We start from the raw sequence: 20907 nt of genomic DNA on the forward strand, positions 1-20907 counted from the left end.
AAATTTTGATGGCAAAGATAGGGAATTATGTAGGCTTAAGGGCTTTTAATGTGTCATAAACATGTAGTTTTTATTTTTTTTGTAAGTTGTATATCGTTTAACCGACCCAAGTTATCTATGTGTACTGTAACTTTTATACCTACAGGTGGGGATAATTTTATTCTTACCTCCAATAGAGATGAAGCAATAGAAAGGAAAACGCTTCCTCCGGATTTTTACAAAATTAATAAGACTAAAATGCTCTTTCCTAAAGATGCTGTAGCCGGGGGGACCTGGATAGGAGTGAGTGATAAAAATACAATGATATGCTTGTTGAATGGAGGTTTTGAAAAACACCTTCGATTGACTAATTATGTGAAGAGTCGTGGGGTGGTGGTAAAAGATTTGCTGGAAGCAGTTGATGTAAAAAAAACAATTGAATCTTATGAGCTTTCGGGAGTAGAACCTTTTACAATTATAGCTGTTAACTGGTCTTCGGATTTACTGGCGCTGGAGTTGGTTTGGGATGGAAGTAAAAAATATATAAGAAACCTGGGACATAAAACCTATATCTGGTCCTCGTCTACATTGTATACTAAAGAAGTTAAAGAAAAAAGAATAGACTGGTTTCGGGAATTTGAAGAGAAAAATGAATTGACAAAAGAAAATATGTTGTCATTTCATAAAAGTAGAGGGAATGTTAAAGATGGAGTGAACCTCTGGATTGATAGAGGACAGCTAAAAACAAGAAGTATTACTCAGGTCTTTAAAAATGATGAAGTAGTGTCTATGCGATATGAGGATTTGTTGGAAAATGAAGTGAATTCGGTAATTTTTGAAAGCGTAATTGTGTGAAGTATACAGGTAAAATAATTTCATTGGCTTTTCCTGATACTTTTGTGAAACTTTCTGATGAGACTTTTGTGAAGTTTTTATCATATGTAGGGATTGGGACTTCTCAATATATAAAAGCGGGTCATGCGGCTTTCGTATTAATTGATAACCAGACAGGGAGAGCAGAATACTTTGATTTTGGGAGGTATATTACACCTAAAGGAAAAGGAAGAGTCCGAAGTGCGATTACAGATGTTGAATTAGAGATGGGAATTCAGGCGTCTTTTGCAGAAGATGGAAAATTAAGTAACGTAGAAGAGTTTTTGCTGTGGTTGGAAGCGTCTCCCGAAAAAACACATGGAGAAGGGCGATTGATCGCTTCTGTTTGCGATTATATCTATTATGATAAGGTGAAGTCTTTTATTTTGGGAATGCAGGAAAAAAGAAGTGTTCCTTATAAAGCTTTTGGGAAACATGGAAGTAATTGTTCTAGGATTGTTACAGATGCTATTCTGGCAGGAACAGATCACCCTGTGATAAGAAAAGGGTTGCTGTGGAATAAGAAATTTACTCCAAGTCCTTTAGGGAATGTGGAAAAATCATCATTAGAGAACCCTATTTATGAGACGATTGGTGGAGTGGTGAAAAGGTATTCCGGATCGATTTTTAAAGAAAATCTGAAAAATTATTTCGATAAAAAAGTACCCGTTGGTAACAGTTCGGATAATGAATGTGAAAGAATTGATGATGCAGATTTTTTGGAAGGAATTGGAAGTAGTGCTTATTTCAAGTTAGAGAATTCAGAAAAAGAACAGCACTATGTCATCTCCCGGTATACTGAATCAGGAATTCTTGATTTTAAAGGAGTGTTTAAAGAGAAAAAAGGGAGGTTTGATAGTTGTATTCCGTTTTCTTTTCAATACGAATCAAATTGTAAAGAGTGTTATGTGAAACAAAACGAGACTGTTTTTGTTTTTGATTTGGTGGCGCGAATTAGTTGAGGGCAAAAGGAGCGCTCAATTTAAAAGGAGGGATGGTTACCTTGAATTTTCTGGTAGATGTGAAGTTGACCATGTTGTAATACCCACTCATAGCGCCAAAAGGAGAGCTGAGAAGACATCCGCTTTTGTAAGTGTGAGACTCTCCTGGTTTTAGGACAGGTTTTTTTCCGATAACGCCTTCTCCTTCCACAATTTCAGTATTGTTTAAAGAGTCTTTGATTTCCCAAAAACGAGAGGTAAGTTGTACGGAGTCTTTACTTTGGTTTTCTATAGTGATCTGATAACCAAAGGCAAAATGGATCTTATAGTTCTTATAGAACGTGCCTTCAAAGGTGGTTTTCACCGAAATTCTTATGCCTCTGGTAACCTGTTGAATCATACATTTAATAAAAGAAAATAGACCCTCCAATTGCTAAACTGAAGCCTACTCCTGCTAAAATAAAGAATAATATGTTTAAAAGTGTAAATTTAACAATAGTTTTAAATCTTCCCTGATTGTAGAATTTACGCAATGATTTGTACAAATATAGTAAAAATAAAAGTGTGCTGATTGTTACAGGGAGTTGGTAATCAATTGCTTTTGTGAAAAGGATTGCCAGTCCCAGTAAGATGAAGAACATTGTTTGGGTGTGAAAGGTAAATACCAGGTGTTCCATATAGGAGAAAGGGTTTCTCATATAGAGGAGCCATAAAATAAGAGAGAAAAAGGGAAGAAAAAAGAAGATGATAAAAGGAGATTTGTTGAAAATGTATTCTGCGAGCTCTATTGGGTTGCTGTCTAATTCGTTAGCTTTAATGATTCGTTTGTATATGTATTTGTTAAAATTGTTAACATTATGATCCAAGCTGTCTAATGCTTTAATAACTGATTTTTCTTTCGTGTCTGTATAGAAATTGGAATAGGTACTGATCCGATATTTGATCCTTTCGAAATATTTCATAGATCCTAGCTGTTGTTCGGAGTAATATTGTGTAGCGGTAGAGTCTGCCCCTGAGAAAAAATGTACATGTAGAGGGGTTTGTGTTGTATTGGTCTTTTTTTCTTTGTTTACCTGGTATCTCAAACTGTCAAAATCAATAAAAAAACCATTGATGATAAAAAAGATAATAGAGACGCTGAGGTAGAATCTGAAAGGATTGGCGTATTTGACACGTTTGCCTTCTGTGTATTCTTTTGTTATTTTTCCAGGTCTGAATAACAAGGCAATAATTGTGTGACTTAATCGGGAGTCGTAGGAGAATAAACTAGAGAAGTATTCGCTAAAAAAATCACTAAGGGCTAGTTTTTTTGTAGTGTTTACTTGTCCGCAGTGATGGCAGTATTTGTCTATAATATCTAATGGGACTCCGCAATTGAGGCATTCTGTTCCTCTGTATTTTTTTAGAAATCGTCCAGTTTCCTTCATAGGTTTATTGCGTATGTGTTTTGAAAAAAAAATAAGGCTAAAAGAGGATTCTTTGTATTGTAGAATATGCGGTAAAAATACTAATCAATTTGTTATTGTGGAAGAATTTCCTGTTCCTTTTCCGATTGCTCTGTCATATCGGGCTCCCGGAGCTCTGTAATAAGCGATGACTGTATATTCGTTTTCGGTTTCGTCAAAATTTCCCGAAATAAAACCATAATCGATAGTATTATCAGGTAATACAAGGATGTATTTGTAGTTGTAAAAACCTTGTTTGAACAAGCTTGTGTTATGATACATTCCGGTGTTTTTGTCGTATTTCATTAGGGTGGAGTTATCTATTTTGAAATTATTAAAGCTTCCGTAAATGTGTATGTTGCCATCGCCAATAGGTTCGTAACATTCCAGAGTAAAATGCATCCATACGTAGTCCGCTTCTATGTCATGATTGTTAGCTCGTAGGTTTCTGATGACAAACCCTCCGTTTATATCCGGGTTTCTGGTATAGTTTTTTGCTGCCCTTACACGGTCATTGTATAGGTAGTTGTGGTAAATATCTTCCAGATCAGATTTCTGTATGTTAACAGTCGATGTTCTTACTTCTTTGTTGTCGAAAAAGAGAAATTCATTGCTTCCCCAAAAACTGGCTTCCTGATCGTACTTGTATATTAAAGAGTTGCCAATGGTAAATTGAGGTGTTAAGTTAGAAATGGAATTTTTTATATCGTTGTTTTGAATGACTAACGTCTTAACAGTCTTTTTGGGATTTCTGAGAGGAGGATTGTGAGGGGTGATTTCGAACTGTACACTTTGTTTGGTGTTTATAAAGTCGAGATCACGAGATCTTTTGGTATATACTTTTACTGTGCTGGTATTTTCGTAAACGATTAATTTTCTGGAGAAAACCAATTCTTCGTCTTCATTGTATATTTCTATAATGTAATTTCCGCTTACTTTGAGGGCTTTGGTATCTTCATTAGGGATTCTTAGAAAATAGTGACTATAAGTCTGTAGTGTGTTGAATGAGTTTTCGTAATCGTTAATTCTGATGTCGTCGAACCCGTCCAGGTATTCGTTTTTATTTAAGATTGAGGGAGTCCAGTCAAAGTTGCAATGCCGGATTTTATAATAGTAGTCTGCTTCGTCTCCGTTAATGTCATCAAAGGTGATAAGTAGTGGGGTGCCTAGTTGTATGATGGGGGTGCCTGAGAATTCCGAATTTCCTTTGAATTGGATTGTTTTAATGTATTCGGGAGGAGCTATTTCCTGTGTGTGTGCAGAAAAAATGCTTGAGATAAATGCCAGGTATAAAATGATTGTTTTTTGCATAAAATGAAGAGGTTGCATGGGGTAAATATAGGAAAAATGAAAACGTTATAGTTTTAAAATGAGGAGGAAGTTTTTGTAAGCACTTCCTTATTTAGAAGGGTTATAAATAAAAAACATAAGTCTTTCCCTGTTTTCACTTGAGGGTTTTAATTAGTAAATTTGCACGATTTTTTTAGTTAATAAACTTAGACTATTTCAAATATGTCAAAAGACATTCGTATCAGAAAGGGCTTGGACATTAACCTTGTTGGTGAGGCAGAAAAAGTAACTGTCAAAGCCACCAAAAGTAATGTATATGCAATTAAGCCTGACGATTTCCACGGTATCGTGCCAAAAGTGATTTCTCGAGTAGGTGCACAAGTTAAAGCCGGCGAACCCCTTTTCCATTCTAAATCTAATGAAAAAATGTATTTCCCATCTCCTGTTAGTGGAGAAGTTGTGGAAATAGTTCGCGGAGCTAAAAGAAAAATTTTAGCGTTTAAAATTCTGGCAGACAAAGAGCAGGAATATGCTGATTTTGGCATAAAAGATCCGGCAGCTCTTAGTAGAGAAGAAGTAACAACGCATCTTTTAGCATCAGGTTGCTGGCCATTCATTAAACAACGTCCTTATGATGTTATTGCTAATCCGGAAGTAGCTCCTAAAGCTATTTTTGTTTCAGCATATTCAACAGCACCTCTGGCTGCGGATTTCGATTATACGCTGGCAGGGAAAGAAAAGGAATTACAAGCTGCGCTTACCGCATTAGGTAAACTTACAGACGGAGCGATTCATGTATCTGTAGGGGCAAAGGGTAATTCTGTTTTTTCAAGCTTGTCAGGGATAACAGTACATGGCGTTTCTGGACCACACCCAGCTGGAAATGTAAGTGTGCAGATCGCTAATATTAATCCCTTAAATAAAGGAGAGGTTGTTTGGACAGTTAATCCTCATGATTTGGTGATCATAGGAGAGTTATTATTAACTGGGAAATTTAATGCAGAAAGAATCGTAGCACTGGCAGGATCATCTGTTAAAACTCCAAAATATTACAAGACAATTGCAGGAGCAGAAGTTTCTACAATTGTATATGATTCTGGAGTAAAAGATGAAAACATCCGAGTAATTAGCGGAGATGTTCTTACCGGAGAAAATGTGAAGCCTGATGGATACTTGGGGTATTATGATGCTACTATATCAGTAATTCCTGAAGGAAATGACTATGAGCTTTTTGGATGGAATAAACCTATTTTTAATAAGATATCCCCTTCCAGAGCTTTTACTTTTTCTTGGTTGTTCCCAAAGAAAAAATATGAATTGAATACGAATACGAATGGAGAGCACAGAGCATTTGTAGTAACAGGAAGTTATGAGAGTGTTTTTCCATTAGATATTTACCCATTACAAATTTTAAAAGCTTGTTTGGTTAAGGATTTAGATGCGATGGAGCAATTAGGAATGTATGAAGTGGCTCCAGAGGATTTTGCTTTGACAGAATTTATTTGTGTCTCTAAGCAACCACATCAGAAAATCATTAGAGAAGGACTCGATTTAATGTTAAAAGAAATAGGATAGTGCTATGAGCTTGAAGAATAAATTACATGAATTAAAACTTAAATATAAGGATAAGAAGATGGCTCCTGCATTTAATGCAATCCATACATTCTTATATCTTCCGAATGAGGTAACTCATTCCGGAGCCCATGTACGTGGTGCTGATGATTTAAAGCGTACGATGAACACTGTGATAATGGCATTAGTTCCTTGTTTGATCTTTGGAATATTTAATGCTGGATATCAATATTACACTGCTATTAATGGAGTGCCAGAGAATTTTTCTTTATTTGAACACTTTGTAAACTGGGAAAACTTTGCTCTGGGAGCTTCAAAAGTACTACCGTTAGTGGTCGTTTCTTATGTAGTAGGATTAGCTGTTGAAATTTTATTCGCAGTTAAAAAGAAACATGAAGTAGAAGAAGGATACCTGGTAACAGGAATGTTAGTTCCTTTAATTGTTCCGATTGACACGCCACTATGGATGTTAGCAATTGCTGTTATATTCGGAGTAGTAATAGGAAAAGAGGTGTTTGGAGGAACAGGAATGAATATCCTGAACCCAGCATTGACCATTCGTGCTTTCTTATTCTTTTCATATCCAGGATGGATGTCAGGAGATAAAGTATGGGTACACTCAGCTATTGAAAAATCAGGAGTAGATGCATTGTCAGGGGAGACTGTATTAGGGTATTTGGCGAATTCAAAACCAATGTCTTATTCGGTTTCTGATATGTTTTTTGGGTTTATACCAGGATCAATAGGAGAAACATCTACCTTGTTAATTTTATTAGGAGGATTATTTCTGATTTTTTCTAAGATTGGAAGTTGGAGAATTATGTTGAGTGCTACATTAGGAGTATTAGTGATGGGATTAATCTTTAATGGAGTTGTAGATGCAGGATGGATCAAGGAATCAAGTAAGTTTTATGCCTTGATGAACTTTGAATTCTGGCAGCATTTATTAGTAGGAGGGATCGCGTTTGGTATCGTATTTATGGCCACTGATCCTGTAACTGCTTCTCAAACAAACAAAGGAAAATGGATTTATGGATTCCTTATAGGGTTTATCTCGATTCTAATACGAGTATTTAACCCAGCATATCCAGAAGGAGTATTCCTGGCAATACTATTAATGAATGTATTCGCTCCAACGATCGATCATTATGTAGTACAAGGAAATATTAAGAAAAGATTGAAACGTTTAAAAGTAAAAACTGCGTAATCATGGCGATGAACACAGATAAAAATTCATATACAATTATTTTTTCCATTTTAATGGTAATTGTAGTTGGTTCTTTATTAGCGGGTGTTTCTTCTGGACTTAAAGGGAATATTGACGCAAATAAGAAAAAAGAAAAACAACAAAATATATTATTCGCTATGGGAGTAACCGATAGCGAAAACCCAAATGACTTTGTACCAGCAGAACAGGCACAAGAGTTATTCGAGAAATATATTGGAGAAGAGCAATATATCATTGTTGATGGAAAAGCAGAAAAAACTTCTGAAGCATTTGCTGTAGAATTAAAGAAAGAAAATGATGCAGTAAAGCAAGATGCTAATTATAAAAGAAGATTACCCCTGTTTATTGGAGAAAAGGACGGAGAGAAATTTTATATCTTACCGGTTAGAGGAAATGGTCTATGGGATGCTATTTGGGGATATATAGCCCTGGATAAAGATTTTACGACTATTAAAGGAGCTTTTTTCGACCATAAAGGAGAAACCCCGGGACTTGGAGCAAATATTAAAGAATCGTTCTTTAGAGATGACTTTAAAGGAGAAAAAATTTATAATGCATCAGGAAGCTATCAGGGAGTTACTGTGAAAAAAGGAAATGGAGACCCGAAAAATGATAGAAAAGATGACAATGCCGTAGATGCTATTGCAGGAGCTACAATTACTGGTAATGGAGTTACTGTAATGGTTAAGAAAGGGATAAAAATGTATTTGCCTTATTTTGAATCTTTAAAAAAATAACAAATGGCTGAAGTAACAGAAAAAGAAAAAGTAAAAGAACCAAAAGAGCCTTTGTTCTCTAAGAAAAATAAAAAACTGTTGAGCGACCCGCTAGCAGATAATAACCCGATTACAATTCAGGTATTAGGTATTTGTTCTGCTTTGGCTATTACAGCTCAGTTGAAGCCATCAATCGTTATGGCAATTTCCGTACTTTTCGTTTTAGGAATAGGAAATGTAGTGATCTCTTTAATGAGAAATATTATTCCTTCCAAAATACGAATCATCGTACAATTAGTAGTGGTAGCAGCTTTGGTAATTATCGTAGATCAGGTGTTGAAAGCATTTGCGTATTCACTGAGTAAAGAGTTATCAGTATTTATTGGTTTGATTATCACCAACTGTATCATTATGGGGCGATTTGAAGCTTTTGCTTTAGGAAATGGTCCTTGGAAGTCTTTTCTAGATGGAATAGGAAATGCTGCAGGATATGGATTGTTATTGATCGTAGTCGCTTTCTTTAGAGAGTTACTCGGATCAGGAACATTATTCGGGGCAAAAGTATTAGGAGATCCTATAGAGAAAACAGGATTGTATGCTATTGGTTATGAAAATAATGGTTTTATGGTATTGGCGCCTATGGCACTGATAACAGTAGGAATTATTATTTGGATTCAGAGAAGTAGAAATAAAGCACTAATCGAAGATCATTAAGAAGATGGTCTCTGAATAAAGAGACATGTAAATAAAACATTATGGAATATTTAGAATTATTTTTAAAATCGATCTTTATAGATAATATGGTATTTGCATTCTTCTTAGGAATGTGTTCATACCTTGCTGTATCTAAGAAAGTGTCGACAGCGGTAGGTCTTGGTGCTGCTGTAATATTTGTATTGGCAATAACAGTTCCTATTAACTTTTTATTGGATAAATATGTGTTGAGAGAAGGAGCATTAGTGTGGTTAGGTCCAGAATATGCGGATTACGATCTGAGCTTTCTTACCTTTATCCTGTTTATTGCAACAATTGCAACTATGGTACAGTTGGTAGAAATTATTGTAGAAAAATTTTCACCTTCTTTATACAATTCGCTAGGTATTTTCTTACCACTTATTGCTGTAAACTGTGCGATCCTTGGAGGATCGTTATTTATGCAGCAAAAAGAATTTGCTACAATTTCTCATGCGGCAGTATATGGAGTAGGTTCGGGAATAGGATGGTTCCTTGCTATTTTAGCTATTGCAGCAATTAGAGAGAAAATCAGATACTCTAATATCCCTGCACCATTAAGAGGATTAGGGATTACATTTATCCTTACAGGACTTATGGCAATCGGATTCATGAGTTTTGGAGGAATGCTTACAGGAGGAGATGAAGAGGAAAAGAAAGAAGAAAAAACTGTACAAGTAGAGCAAAAGGAAACTGCTAAGGAAGTAGCAGAAAATACTAACGTTTCAATTAATAAATAATATGGTAGTTTTAGCGTCAACAATTGGAACTATTGTAATAACGGTTATTGCATTTTTAGTCCTTACATTGGTATTAGTTGGGATATTATTATTTGCGAAAGATAAGTTATTACCATCAGGACCAGTAAAAATAACAATAAACGGAGAAAAGGAAATCGAAGTAGCGTCCGGAGGTAGTTTATTGTCTACTCTAGGAGGAGAAAAGATATTTTTGCCTTCAGCCTGTGGTGGTGGTGGAACATGTATTCAGTGTGAGTGCCATGTATTAGAAGGAGGAGGAGAAGCACTTCCTACAGAAACGCCGCATTTTTCTCGTAAAGAACTACAACACGGAGCCCGATTAGCATGTCAGGTAAAAGTAAAACAAGACATGAATATTCAGATACCGGAAGAGGTATTTGGGATTAAAAAATGGGAGGCAGAAGTAGTGCGTAACTATAACGTAGCTTCTTTTATTAAAGAATTTGTTGTTAGAATTCCAGAAGATATGGATTATAAAGCAGGAGGGTATATTCAGATTGAAATTCCAGCTTGTGAGATCAAATATTCGGATATAGATATTACTGCGCATCCAGAAGAACATGAAACTCCTGATAAGTTTCAGGCAGAATGGGATAAATTTGGACTGTGGCCATTAGTAATGAAGAATTCTGATATAGTAGAAAGAGCATATTCTATGGCTTCTTACCCAGCAGAAGGAAGAGATATCATGCTTAATGTACGTATTGCAACACCCCCATGGGATAGAGCTAAAAATGGATGGATGGATGTGAACCCTGGAGTTGCTTCCTCATATATCTTTTCTAGAAAGCCAGGAGATAAAGTAATCATCTCAGGACCTTATGGAGAATTCTTTATTAATGAGTCTGATGCAGAGATGTTATACGTAGGTGGAGGAGCAGGAATGGCACCAATGCGTTCTCACTTATATCACTTGTTCAAAACATTAGAAACAGGACGTACAGTTACTTATTGGTATGGAGGACGTTCTAAAAGAGAGTTGTTCTACCTGGAACATTTCTACGAATTAGAAAGAAAATTCTCTAACTTTAAATTTTTCTTGGCATTATCAGAACCATTAGAAGAAGATAACTGGAAAGTAAAGAAAGATATTAATGATGCAGAAGGAGATGGTTTCGTAGGATTTATACATAATTGTGTGATCGAAAATTACCTGAACCATCATGAAGCACCAGAAGATATAGAATTGTATTTCTGTGGACCGCCATTGATGAATAAAGCGGTAGAAAAAATGGGTCAAGATTTTGGAATTCCTGATGAAAATATCAGATTTGATGATTTCGGAGGGTAGTTTAAAATATATATCTAATAAAAAACCGGTACATAATTGTACCGGTTTTTTTGTTTTTTTACAGAGAAAGCAGAATTCTTGAGAAGAATTTTTTGTGAATACTGCAATAATAAGGAGGATCAATAACATATTTTTTATTGAATTACCCTGAATAGTTAATTTGATTTATAAAACGCAAGAATCTTGTTGTTTTGATTTTTGATTGCTAACTTTCCAGTTGGAAATACAATAAGAAAATACTAGTTCGCTAATAGACCCCTTTTATTCATGATAGACTATATATCCAGATTACTCCTTCTGTGGTGTACTGCTTGTTCATGTATTGGAATAGCTCAGAATGATAAAGAAGTTGATTCGATTCAACTGGCTTTTTCCTATATAAATACAGCAGAGAATCATAAAACACCAGCTATTATTTATGAATTACTTCGTCATAATAAAAATAGAGAAACCAGGTTAAAAGGACTTATTATACTGGGGCAGCATTACAATAATATTAATGAAATTGACTCTTCGTTATACTATGCCAATAAAGCTATTAATGAATTAGAAAAAGGAAAAAAGGATGCTGTTTATTATGGAAGATTAGCAAGGGTGTATAATATCCTGGCAGTGGCTAATGAACAAAGAGGGCTTATAGAAGAAAATATATCCTGGCGTATAAGAGGAATAGAAGTATCTGAAAAAGGAAAGGATACCTTATTGCTGAATATGCATAAGCACGGATTAGCATATGCCTATAGTAAACAAGATAGGCATGAAGAAGCTTTGGAAATTTTCACTTCTTTTCTGGATGCTAAAGATGCCCCCAGATTAATATTTGCAACACATATAAACATTGGTGTTATCCAGGCAGAACAAGGGGCTATAGCAATGTCTAATACTTCGTATATGAAGGCGCTACCTATTTGCGAAGAATTAGGAGATAACAGGTGTAAGATTGTTATTAATATTAATTTAGGAGATAATTATAGGGATCAGGGTAACCTGGATAAGGCCCTGGCACATTATAGAACAGCATTAAAAATGGCTGATGCGCATAAATTTAAGAAATATGGTGCAGAAGCTTCAGTAAGTATTAGTAAGATTTTGATAGCCAGTAATATGTTGAATGAAGCTGCTTTTATTTTAGTAAAAGCATTGGATAATGCTGTAGAGGGTGGTTTTTTAGAATTACAGGCAGCTATTTACAGAAACTTGATTACGATATATAGCAGGAAGAAAAAATATCGAACGGCTTTTGCAATGCAGCAAAAAAAAGAACGTATTACAGATTCTATTAATGCAATGCAACGACAAAAAGAGATTTATGAATTAGAGGTAAAGTACAGGACACTGCAAGGGAAAAAAGAAATTGCAATTCTAAAAAAAGATAAAGAATTACGGAAAACAGAATTATTCATGGAACGAAAGGTGAAAATTATTGCGATTATATCTTTTGTTGTGATTTTGATTCCTATTATTTGTCTGCTTGTGGTTTATTATCAAAAGCTGAAAACGCAATATGCTTTAAGTGAGAAAAAAGAAGAAGTACATGATCAGAAAATATCTTCGTTAGTTAAAGATCAGGAATTAAAACTCATAAAAGCACTTGTCAAAGGGCAAAATATAGAACGAAAAAAGATAGCGCAGAATTTACACGATAGTTTGGGAGGAACATTAGCATCTATCAAACTTCAAATTAATAACCTGGAGGTAAAAGACAACAGGCTCCCCTCTATATTAGAACAGTTGGATGATGCTTATGAAGAAGTTCGTAATTTTTCTCATGATTTGATTCCTCAAAAATTCCAACGTGATAATTTTATTCAGCTGATAAAAGAATATGTAAATAATATAGGTGATGCCAGTAAATTAGATGTAAATGTATATACCTACCCGGAAGAAGATATTAATAAGCTGGATTCAAAATTCCAGAATGAGATTTTCATGATTTTACAGGAATTAATAACCAATACTATTAAACATGCAAAAGCGACGCGAATGGATATAGAGTTTAATTTATTACCAAATGCGGTTAGTTTGCTTTTTGAGGATAACGGAAAAGGTTTTTTGTTTGATAAACAGAAAACAGGTATTGGTCTGTCTAACATCCAAAGTCGATTAAAAGCATTATCCGGAAGTTTTCATATTGATAGTATGCCTAAGCGAGGGACTATTGTTAATATCGAGCTACCTGTTTAACTAATAAGCATTTTGATACCCACCTTATGAAAAAAATAAAGATATTGATAGTAGATGATCATGTGCTTTTTCTGCAAGGAATAACTTCTTTAATTAAAGGAAAAGAAAATATCGATATTCGTGGTACTGCAACTAATGGGAAAGAACTTTTGTTTCTTTTGGAGAAAGAAGTAGTAGATATGATTATTTTAGATATTGGCATGCCTGAGATGGATGGAATCGAAGTTAGTAAAGTTATTAAAAAGAAGTATCCAGAGGTAAAAATATTGATTATCAGTACACATAATAATGTTCAAATGATTTCCCGTCTTATCAGGATAGGAGTAGATGGTTATTTGTTAAAAAATACAGAAAAAAGAGAAATGTATCGAGCTATCGACCAGGTGTATAGCGGAGCTTCTTTTTTTTCAGCAGAAATAATAAGAAGACAAAAAGAAAACGAAGGAAAATTAAAAAAAGAGCGACAATCAGTTACAGAATTAAGTAAAAGAGAAAAAGAAATATTAAGATTAATTGCTCAAGGGTACACTACTATTGAAATATCAGAAAAAGCCTTTATAAGCCAAAATACAGTAAATACTCATAGGAGAAACTTATTATCAAAACTACAAGTAAAAAATACGGCAGGTTTGGTGAAATATGCGGTAGAAAATGGTTTTCTAGATTAAAATATTATCGTTTGGAAGAAAAACCATTTCCGAATCGATATCTCAAAATAAGACCGTGGGTATTGTTTACAGGACTGTTATTGGTTCTAAAATTATAGTTGTAGACCAGGTGCCAATGTTTGGCAGCATATAAACCAGCAAGTACATTAATAGCATTTGTAGATCGATACCCAGTTCCGATCTCGAAAATATGTTTGTATTTAAAAATGAAATTACTGTCGACTTGCACTGGAGCTCCAGAAACATGCTTGATCAGTACACTTGGAGTCAATGTTATGTGATCTCTGTATTTGGAGATAAAAAAACGAACCCCCATATGAGCATAAACACTTTTTTCTACTGATAGTTTAGTAGCATTTTTTGTGGAACTACTTATGATATTGGTAGCAGAAAGCCCAGCAAAAAAATGAGTGTCATTATATAAAATACCTGCATGAATAACTGGAAATGTTTCTTTGATATTATTTTCAAAATTAGGATCATTCGTAATGTTTAATCGAGCTAAATCTTCTGACCAATTCATAATACCCGCTGTGATCCCCATAGATATTACTTTGGGGTTATAATCCCACCATCTGGCATTATTCGAATTTTTTCGCAATGGGATTTTATAAGCATATGACCCGAAAAATAAAGAAGAAGAAGTAACGCCTATTTGATCACTTACTACTCCGGCAGCAAGTCCTGTCCGTTTAGACTCAAAGGAGGTGTTGAATATACCACTTATTGTTCTGGGGGCTCCATCTATTTGGTGAAATCCTCCTCTGCTACTAAGGGATAAATCACTGTCTTTGTAGAATCCTGCATGAGCAGGGTTTATAAGAACCGTGTTGTAATTGTAATTCGCTAGTACAGGGGATTGTTGTGCCTGAACCGATATTAAGACGAATAATAAGATGGAGAAGAGTTTATACCTGAATTGAAATGTCATTACTTATCTTTTTAGGATTAGATATCCTTTGGTTTTTTTTAACGTATGAGTTCCTTTTATAGAAATGATAAAAAAGTAAGTGCCTTCGGGAAGTTTACTGGCTCCCAGATTTTGCAATCGATTAGCCATTCCGTTAAATACGCGATGTTTATTGTCATAGCCATCGATTTCAAAAACTAAATCCCCCCATCTATTATAAATAGAGACTACATTTTCAGGGTATTCTTCAATCTTTTTTATTTCCCAAAAATCATTGATTCCGTCATTATCAGGAGAAAAACCATATCGGGTATCATGAGTAGTATCATGATATACATGGATTGTTACTTCATCTGTAGCAAAACAATTACGATCCTTGTTGTAAAAAGTTACAGTGTACGTAGTAGTAGCTGCAGGAGTAGCAATAGGAGTAGCACTTTCAGGATTGTCTAGACCTGTTGCGGGAGTCCAGGAAAAAGTACCTTCTTCAGAAGAAATAATTTCAAGCTGTATAGATTCTCCTTCTTCAATGTATTCATCGCTTCCTGCATTTACCTCTATTGAAGGGGTATTTACTCTAAAAGAACAGCTACTTATATTTCCACTAACATCTGTTGCTGTTATAGTAATGGTCATTCCATCAGTAAGGGGACTTCCTGCAGAGGGGGTTTGATTGATTATTGGATTAGGATCTATAACGTCTGTAGCATTGACTAAAGAGGAGTAGTCAGGTACGATTGTAGTAGTACAGCTCACTGTTTGATCTGTCGGGCATGTAATGCTTGGGGGCGTGGTGTCTGCATCCTGATGGATGATAAAAGAACATGAGTTATTGTTTCCACTGAGATCAGTAGCCTCCATAGTAATGGTCATTCCATCAGTAAAGGGTGTTCCCGGAGGAGGTGTTTGATTGATTGTCGGATTCGGATCACAATCGTCTGTAGCGGTATGCATACTGCTATAATCCGGAATATTGTCTCCTATGGTTAATACCTGATCTGCGATGCATGATATATTAGGAGGGGTTGTATCTGCTATTAGGCGAATAACAAAGGAACAAGAATTTGAGTTTCCACTAGCATCCGTTGCTTCCATAGTAATGGTCATTCCATCAGTAAGGGGGCTTCCAGCAGAGGGTGTTTGATTGATTGTTGGATTAGGATCTATAGCGTCTGTAGCGCTGACTAAAGAGGAGTAGTCAGGTACGATTGTAGTAGTACAGCTCACTGTTTGATCTGTCGGGCATGTAATGCTTGGAGGTGTGGTGTCTGCATCCTGATGGATGATAAAAGAACATGAGTTGTTGTTTCCACTGAGATCAGTAACCTCCATAATAATGGTCATTCCATCAGTAAAGGGTGTTCCCGGAGGAGGTGTTTGATTGATTGTCGGATTCGGATCACAATCGTCTGTAGCGGTATGCATACTGCTATAATCCGGAATATTGTCTCCTGTGGTTAGTACCTGATCTGCGATGCATGATATATTAGGAGGGGTTGTATCTGTCATCAGACGAATAACAAAGGAACAAGAATTTGAGTTTCCACTAGCATCCGTTGCTTCCATAGTAATGGTCATTCCATCAGTAAGGGGGCTTCCAGCAGAGGGGGTTTGATTGATTATTGGATTAGGATCTATAACGTCTGTAGCATTGACTAAAGAGGAGTAGTCAGGTACGATTGTAGTAGTACAGCTCACTGTTTGATCTGTCGGGCATGTAATGCTTGGGGGCGTGGTGTCTGCATCCTGATGGATGATAAAAGAACATGAGTTGTTGTTTCCACTGAGATCAGTAGCCTCCATAGTAATGGTCATTCCATCAGTAAAGGGTGTTCCCGGAGGGGGTGTTTGATTGATTGTCGGATTCGGATCACAATCGTCTGTAGCGGTATGCATACTGCTATAATCCGGAATGTTGTCTCCTATGGTTAGTATCTGATCTGCGATGCATGATATATTAGGAGGGGTTGTATCTGCTATTAGGCGAATAACAAAGGAACAAGAATTTGAGTTTCCACTAGCATCTGTTGCTTCCATGGTAATGGTCATTCCATCAGTAAGGGGGCTTCCAGCAGAGGGTGTTTGATTGATTGTTGGATTAGGATCTATAGCGTCTGTAGCGCTGACTAAAGAGGAGTAGTCAGGTACGATTGTAGTAGTACAGCTCACTGTTTGATCTGTCGGGCATGTAATGCTTGGGGGCGTGGTGTCTGCATCCTGATGGATGATAAAAGAACATGAGTTGTTGTTTCCACTGAGATCAGTAGCCTCCATAGTAATGGCCATTCCATCAGTAAAGGGTGTTCCCGGAGGAGGTGTTTGATTGATTGTCGGATTCGGATCACAATCGTCTGTAGCGGTATGCATACTGCTATAATCCGGAATATTGTCTCCTATGGTTAGTACCTGATCTGCGATGCATGATATATTAGGAGGGGTTGTATCTGTCATCAGACGAATAACAAAGGAACAAGAATTTGAGTTTCCACTAGCATCTGTTGCTTCCATGGTAATGGTCATTCCATCAGTAAGGGGGCTTCCAGCAGAGGGTGTTTGATTGATTGTTGGATTAGGATCTATAGCGTCTGTAGCGCTGACTAAAGAGGAGTAGTCAGGTACGATTGTAGTAGTACAGCTCACTGTTTGATCTGTCGGGCATGTAATGCTTGGGGGCGTGGTGTCTGTGATGTCATTAACAATAAAAGTACAAGATACCCTATTCCCGCTGGCATCTGTTGCGATCATTGTAACCGTCATACCAGAAGTGTAGGGACTTCCTACACCAGGAGTTTGTGTAATTTCCGGAGCACTATCACAGTTGTCAACAACGGAAACTAAAGAGGTGTAATCAGGTAATGTATTTCCTGAAGCTAACACCTGATTCGAAGGACAGGTAATTACTGGTTTTTCTGTATCGGTGAGGCTAAACCCAAAAAGAACATAGGCGTATCCGGGATTTTCTGTGAGACTGGCGCTATAAGAAGGTGTAGGGCTTCCTAGTAAAATATCATCAAAACCATCCATATTAATATCTCCAATACCATCTACAGATGCTCCGGTATATGAACTAGGGCTTCTTACCTGAAATGCTTGAGAGTTATCCAATACATATGGGTTGATTGTTGGAGACCATCCAGTAGATCTTCCAAATAGTATGACTGTTGATGTTCTGATTCTTCCTAATAATAAATCTGTGATTCCGTCATTGTTAAAATCTCCGGCAGAACTAATATCAGAGAAACCAGAGACAGAGAATGAAAAACCGTTTATTCCGTTTAACGAATAAATATCTTCTGCTAAGGAATACCCTGTGTTTTTTCCAAATAATAACCATTTACCACCGAATAAGATGTCATTAATACCGTCTCCATTAATATCTCCAACACTATTAATAGTTCCGCTTGTAGAAGAAGGAGCTAAAGAGAGATCGACATAAAATCCATTAGATCCATTTATCGAGCTTGTTGTTAAGGGGTGAGGGAGATTTCCATTTTTACCAAATAAGACAAACGTCTTTTTAGTTGTTCCTCCAGAAAAACCGATATCTGATATGCCATCTCCGTTGATATCTCCTAATCCGGTTACCTGGCTGCCAATGCGGTCTCCATCTGCGTCTCCTTCGATTATAAATCCATTATTTCCGTCTAGATCAGTACTTCTTAGGACATCAGGGAAAGTGGATGTGCTACCATAGAGAATAAAACACCTGCCTTTATGTGCTCCACCAGAAGTGCCGGCTCCAATTATGATATCGCTAATTCCATCATGATTAATATCTCCTATGTGGTCTATGGATCTTGCAGATTGATCAAACTCTTTATCACTGATGAAAGTAAACCCGTTTGTTCCATCTAGGGACGAAAGGTTTAAGACTGGGGGAAAGCCACTTGTTTTTCCGAAAACAAAGTAAACGTGTCCTAATTCTCTTCCTAATGAAGTAGAGCGAAACGGGTCACTCATCATAATATCGTCAATTCCGTCATTATTAATGTCTCCGGCAGTACTGACCTGATACCCTGTCTCCGGCCACTGAGAAATGGGAGTGTCATTAGTAATTCTGAACCCATCTGTGCCATCAAGTAAGGCTACGTTGACATGTGAAGGGAAACCACTTCTTGTGCCAAATACTACATATACTTTACCTTCTACATTATAACTTTCATTTCTATAAGGTCCCGAAAAAGAATAGTATTCTCCAGGGGCACCAACAATAAAGTCTGCAATCCCATCCCCATTGATGTCTCCGGCTTTACGAACATCATGCCCGAGATTTCCTCCTGAAAGTTCTCCGATAATTGAAAAACCGTTTACACCATTTAGATTATCGGTTGTAATATTTGTGTCAGTGCAGCTAAGAGAAGGAGGAGGAGGTTTTACAGTTATCGGAAATGAACAACTATTACTGTTACCAGCTTTATCAGTGACTGTCATTGTTACTGTAGTTGTTCCTGTAAAAATTGTTCCTTGTGGTGGGGTTTGACGATACATTAGATCCATGTGATAAGTACAATTGTCTCCTAAGTCTATGTGGAACATATAATTGGGAATGGTTGCATTTAGATATAATGATTCTGAAGTTGGACAATTGATTGTAGGGAGGGTAGTGTCTGTATAATTGATTTTATCCCCGTGAATTACATAGGCGGTACCAGCGTCATAATCCCTTGTGTTAGATCCAATAAGAATATCAGAAACCCCATCATTGTTGACATCACCAGCAGTGCTAACATCGAAACCAGTATTGGTATAAACATATCTTCTATCGTCTAACAATAGAATGGCATTTGTACCATTGATAGTTTCCAGTTTAAAAGTAGGATCCCAAGGAGATGATTTTCCAAAAACTACATAGGCGCCTCCAGATAAAGAACGACTAGCCCGTATTGATCCGATAATAATATCGTCAATTCCATCATTGTTAAAATCCCCTGCGGGAGCAGCAGCACCTCCTAAATTATCATATCTTTTTTCTCCAATGATTGTCATACCATTGGTTCCATTAAGGTTATTGATTAAAAATTGAGAATTAAAACCTGTGTTTTTTCCAAAAATGATATGCACTTCTCCTACAGAAGAATTTCCGTCAATTTCTGTTTGTGGGGCACTTACTATAAGGTCCGTAATCCCATCGTTATTTATATCTCCGGCTTCCTGTATCGTGGTTCCCAAAGAAGCGCTTATGGGTTTTCCTAAGATTGAAAAACCATTTGTCCCGTTTAATGAAGAGAGATTGAAAGAAGAAGAAAAGGAGGTGTTTTTTCCAAAAATAACATAAGCGATCCCTCTATTTCGTATTCCGTCTTCATTCTTTCTGGGAATTCCGATCGCAATGTCATTAATGCCATCATTGTTGATGTCTCCAGCTGGGTTTATAGTGCTTCCAGGACCATTCCATATAGTTGCAGTGCCATCAATATAAAAACCATTAGTACCGTTAAGCGTAGTGATGTCAAGTATGGAAGGCAATGTATTGTTTCCAAAAATAACGTAATACCTGCCAGTATTTGGAGAATGGCTATATTGGGGAGCTGCAATTCCGATGTCAGCAATCCTATCACCATTTATATCTCCTAAAGCACTTACATGCATTCCAAACCCATCCCTTCGGGAACTTGTCGTATTTTCTCCTTTTATGATAATCCCATTGTTTCCGTCAATATCTGAAGGGATAAAAACAGCTCTAAATGGAGTTCTTTTTCCGTATATAATCATGGCAACACCGATTCCTGAAGCATCATATTTGAGTATCCCAATAAGAATGTCATCTACTCCATCATTGTTAACATCTCCTGCTTTACTTACTGATATTCCTAGTTTAGCATCTGTTGTATTCCCTTTGACAATGAAACCATTTGTGCCATCTAATGTTTGGGGGTCAAAAGAACTAAGAGAAAATGTAGGGTTTCCGAAAATAATATATGCTTCTCCGGCGGCAGTAATACTACCGTTGTCTTTTGAATGTGCTCCAATGATAATATCATCAATTCCATCCCCATTAATATCTCCGGCATCACTAACACTATATCCCAGTTTGTCTTTGGGGGTTGGGTTTTCTATTGTAAAGCCCGTATTTCCGTCAATAATTGACAGGGGTACATTCGGACATTGAGCTATTGTATAAATGGGCAATAGAAATATCAGAAATAGATAGTAATGTGTTGTATTGTAGTGTTTTGTAAAACGAATCATTTTTTTAGATTGTTTATGGAAGGGCAAAACTACTGGTTACAAGAAACCTAAAAATCACTATAAATGAGTATTTTTTACTTAATCATTGAGATTTTACTTCTTTAGAGAATAAGTTCGAGGTTAAGGGA

The 20907-nt window shown here is 36.4% G+C and carries 15 protein-coding genes; 10 read left to right on the forward strand and 5 right to left on the reverse strand.

Features of this window, described 5'->3' with window-relative positions; genetic code table 11:
• Positions 1 to 117 precede the first annotated feature (117 nt).
• Together HN014_RS11640 and HN014_RS11645 are read left to right on the forward strand one after the other, a co-directional pair.
• Positions 118 to 834: an NRDE family protein gene (locus tag HN014_RS11640; RefSeq protein ID WP_176029043.1), complete on the forward strand. Its 717-nt coding sequence runs from the start codon at positions 118 to 120 to the stop codon at positions 832 to 834.
• Entirely contained in the window at positions 831 to 1814 is a 984-nt protein-coding gene (locus HN014_RS11645; protein WP_176029044.1) for a DUF6695 family protein, read from the forward strand. Before HN014_RS11640 ends, HN014_RS11645 begins: the two co-directional genes overlap by 4 nt.
• On the opposite strand, the gene apaG is transcribed toward HN014_RS11645, so the two are convergent.
• From apaG to HN014_RS11660, 3 genes are all read right to left on the reverse strand, one after another.
• On the reverse strand, positions 1807 to 2193 hold the full coding sequence (gene apaG / locus HN014_RS11650; RefSeq protein ID WP_176029045.1) for a Co2+/Mg2+ efflux protein ApaG: 387 nt from the start codon (positions 2191 to 2193) through the stop codon (positions 1807 to 1809). The genes HN014_RS11645 and apaG overlap by 8 nt on opposite strands.
• Before the next feature lie 4 nt (positions 2194 to 2197).
• On the reverse strand, positions 2198 to 3220 hold the full coding sequence (locus HN014_RS11655; RefSeq protein WP_254883991.1) for a DUF3667 domain-containing protein: 1023 nt from the start codon (positions 3218 to 3220) through the stop codon (positions 2198 to 2200).
• A gap of 84 nt (positions 3221 to 3304) precedes the next feature.
• The gene (locus HN014_RS11660; RefSeq protein ID WP_176029046.1) at positions 3305 to 4549 is read right to left on the reverse strand and encodes a DUF5103 domain-containing protein; all 1245 of its coding nucleotides are present in this window, start codon (positions 4547 to 4549) and stop codon (positions 3305 to 3307) included.
• A gap of 201 nt (positions 4550 to 4750) precedes the next feature.
• Here HN014_RS11660 and HN014_RS11665 point away from each other — a divergent pair, with 201 nt between their 5' ends.
• The 8 genes from HN014_RS11665 to HN014_RS11700 all read left to right on the forward strand — a co-directional run bounded on the left by HN014_RS11665 (position 4751) and on the right by HN014_RS11700 (position 13680).
• Positions 4751 to 6103, forward strand: a complete 1353-nt coding sequence (locus HN014_RS11665) for a Na(+)-translocating NADH-quinone reductase subunit A (RefSeq protein WP_176029047.1) — start codon at positions 4751 to 4753, stop codon at positions 6101 to 6103.
• Positions 6104 to 6107: 4 nt separating this feature from the next.
• Positions 6108 to 7307 carry an NADH:ubiquinone reductase (Na(+)-transporting) subunit B gene (locus HN014_RS11670; RefSeq protein WP_176029048.1) on the forward strand — a complete coding sequence of 400 codons (1200 nt, stop codon included), beginning with the start codon at positions 6108 to 6110 and terminating at the stop codon, positions 7305 to 7307.
• A 2-nt stretch (positions 7308 to 7309) separates the two neighbouring features.
• Positions 7310 to 8065, forward strand: a complete 756-nt coding sequence (locus tag HN014_RS11675; RefSeq protein WP_176029049.1) for a Na(+)-translocating NADH-quinone reductase subunit C — start codon at positions 7310 to 7312, stop codon at positions 8063 to 8065.
• Positions 8066 to 8068: 3 nt separating this feature from the next.
• The gene (locus HN014_RS11680; protein WP_176029050.1) at positions 8069 to 8758 is read left to right on the forward strand and encodes an NADH:ubiquinone reductase (Na(+)-transporting) subunit D; all 690 of its coding nucleotides are present in this window, start codon (positions 8069 to 8071) and stop codon (positions 8756 to 8758) included.
• Between the two features lie 41 nt (positions 8759 to 8799).
• A complete protein-coding gene (gene nqrE / locus HN014_RS11685) occupies positions 8800 to 9516 on the forward strand; it encodes an NADH:ubiquinone reductase (Na(+)-transporting) subunit E (protein ID WP_176029051.1) in 717 nt (238 codons plus the stop codon).
• A 1-nt stretch (position 9517) separates the two neighbouring features.
• Positions 9518 to 10828: an NADH:ubiquinone reductase (Na(+)-transporting) subunit F gene (gene nqrF / locus HN014_RS11690; RefSeq protein ID WP_176029052.1), complete on the forward strand. Its 1311-nt coding sequence runs from the start codon at positions 9518 to 9520 to the stop codon at positions 10826 to 10828.
• 267 nt (positions 10829 to 11095) lie between these two features.
• Positions 11096 to 13012: a tetratricopeptide repeat-containing sensor histidine kinase gene (locus HN014_RS11695; RefSeq protein WP_176029053.1), complete on the forward strand. Its 1917-nt coding sequence runs from the start codon at positions 11096 to 11098 to the stop codon at positions 13010 to 13012.
• 26 nt (positions 13013 to 13038) lie between these two features.
• Positions 13039 to 13680: a response regulator transcription factor gene (locus HN014_RS11700; RefSeq protein ID WP_176029054.1), complete on the forward strand. Its 642-nt coding sequence runs from the start codon at positions 13039 to 13041 to the stop codon at positions 13678 to 13680.
• A 4-nt stretch (positions 13681 to 13684) separates the two neighbouring features.
• On the opposite strand, the gene HN014_RS11705 is transcribed toward HN014_RS11700, so the two are convergent.
• The gene (locus HN014_RS11705; RefSeq protein WP_176029055.1) at positions 13685 to 14611 is read right to left on the reverse strand and encodes a PorP/SprF family type IX secretion system membrane protein; all 927 of its coding nucleotides are present in this window, start codon (positions 14609 to 14611) and stop codon (positions 13685 to 13687) included.
• A 3-nt stretch (positions 14612 to 14614) separates the two neighbouring features.
• Positions 14615 to 20779 carry an HYR domain-containing protein gene (locus tag HN014_RS11710; protein ID WP_176029056.1) on the reverse strand — a complete coding sequence of 2055 codons (6165 nt, stop codon included), beginning with the start codon at positions 20777 to 20779 and terminating at the stop codon, positions 14615 to 14617.
• Positions 20780 to 20907: the final 128 nt, after the last annotated feature.

It is taken from the genome of Aquimarina sp. TRL1 (assembly GCF_013365535.1).
GTDB lineage: Bacteria > Bacteroidota > Bacteroidia > Flavobacteriales > Flavobacteriaceae > Aquimarina > Aquimarina hainanensis.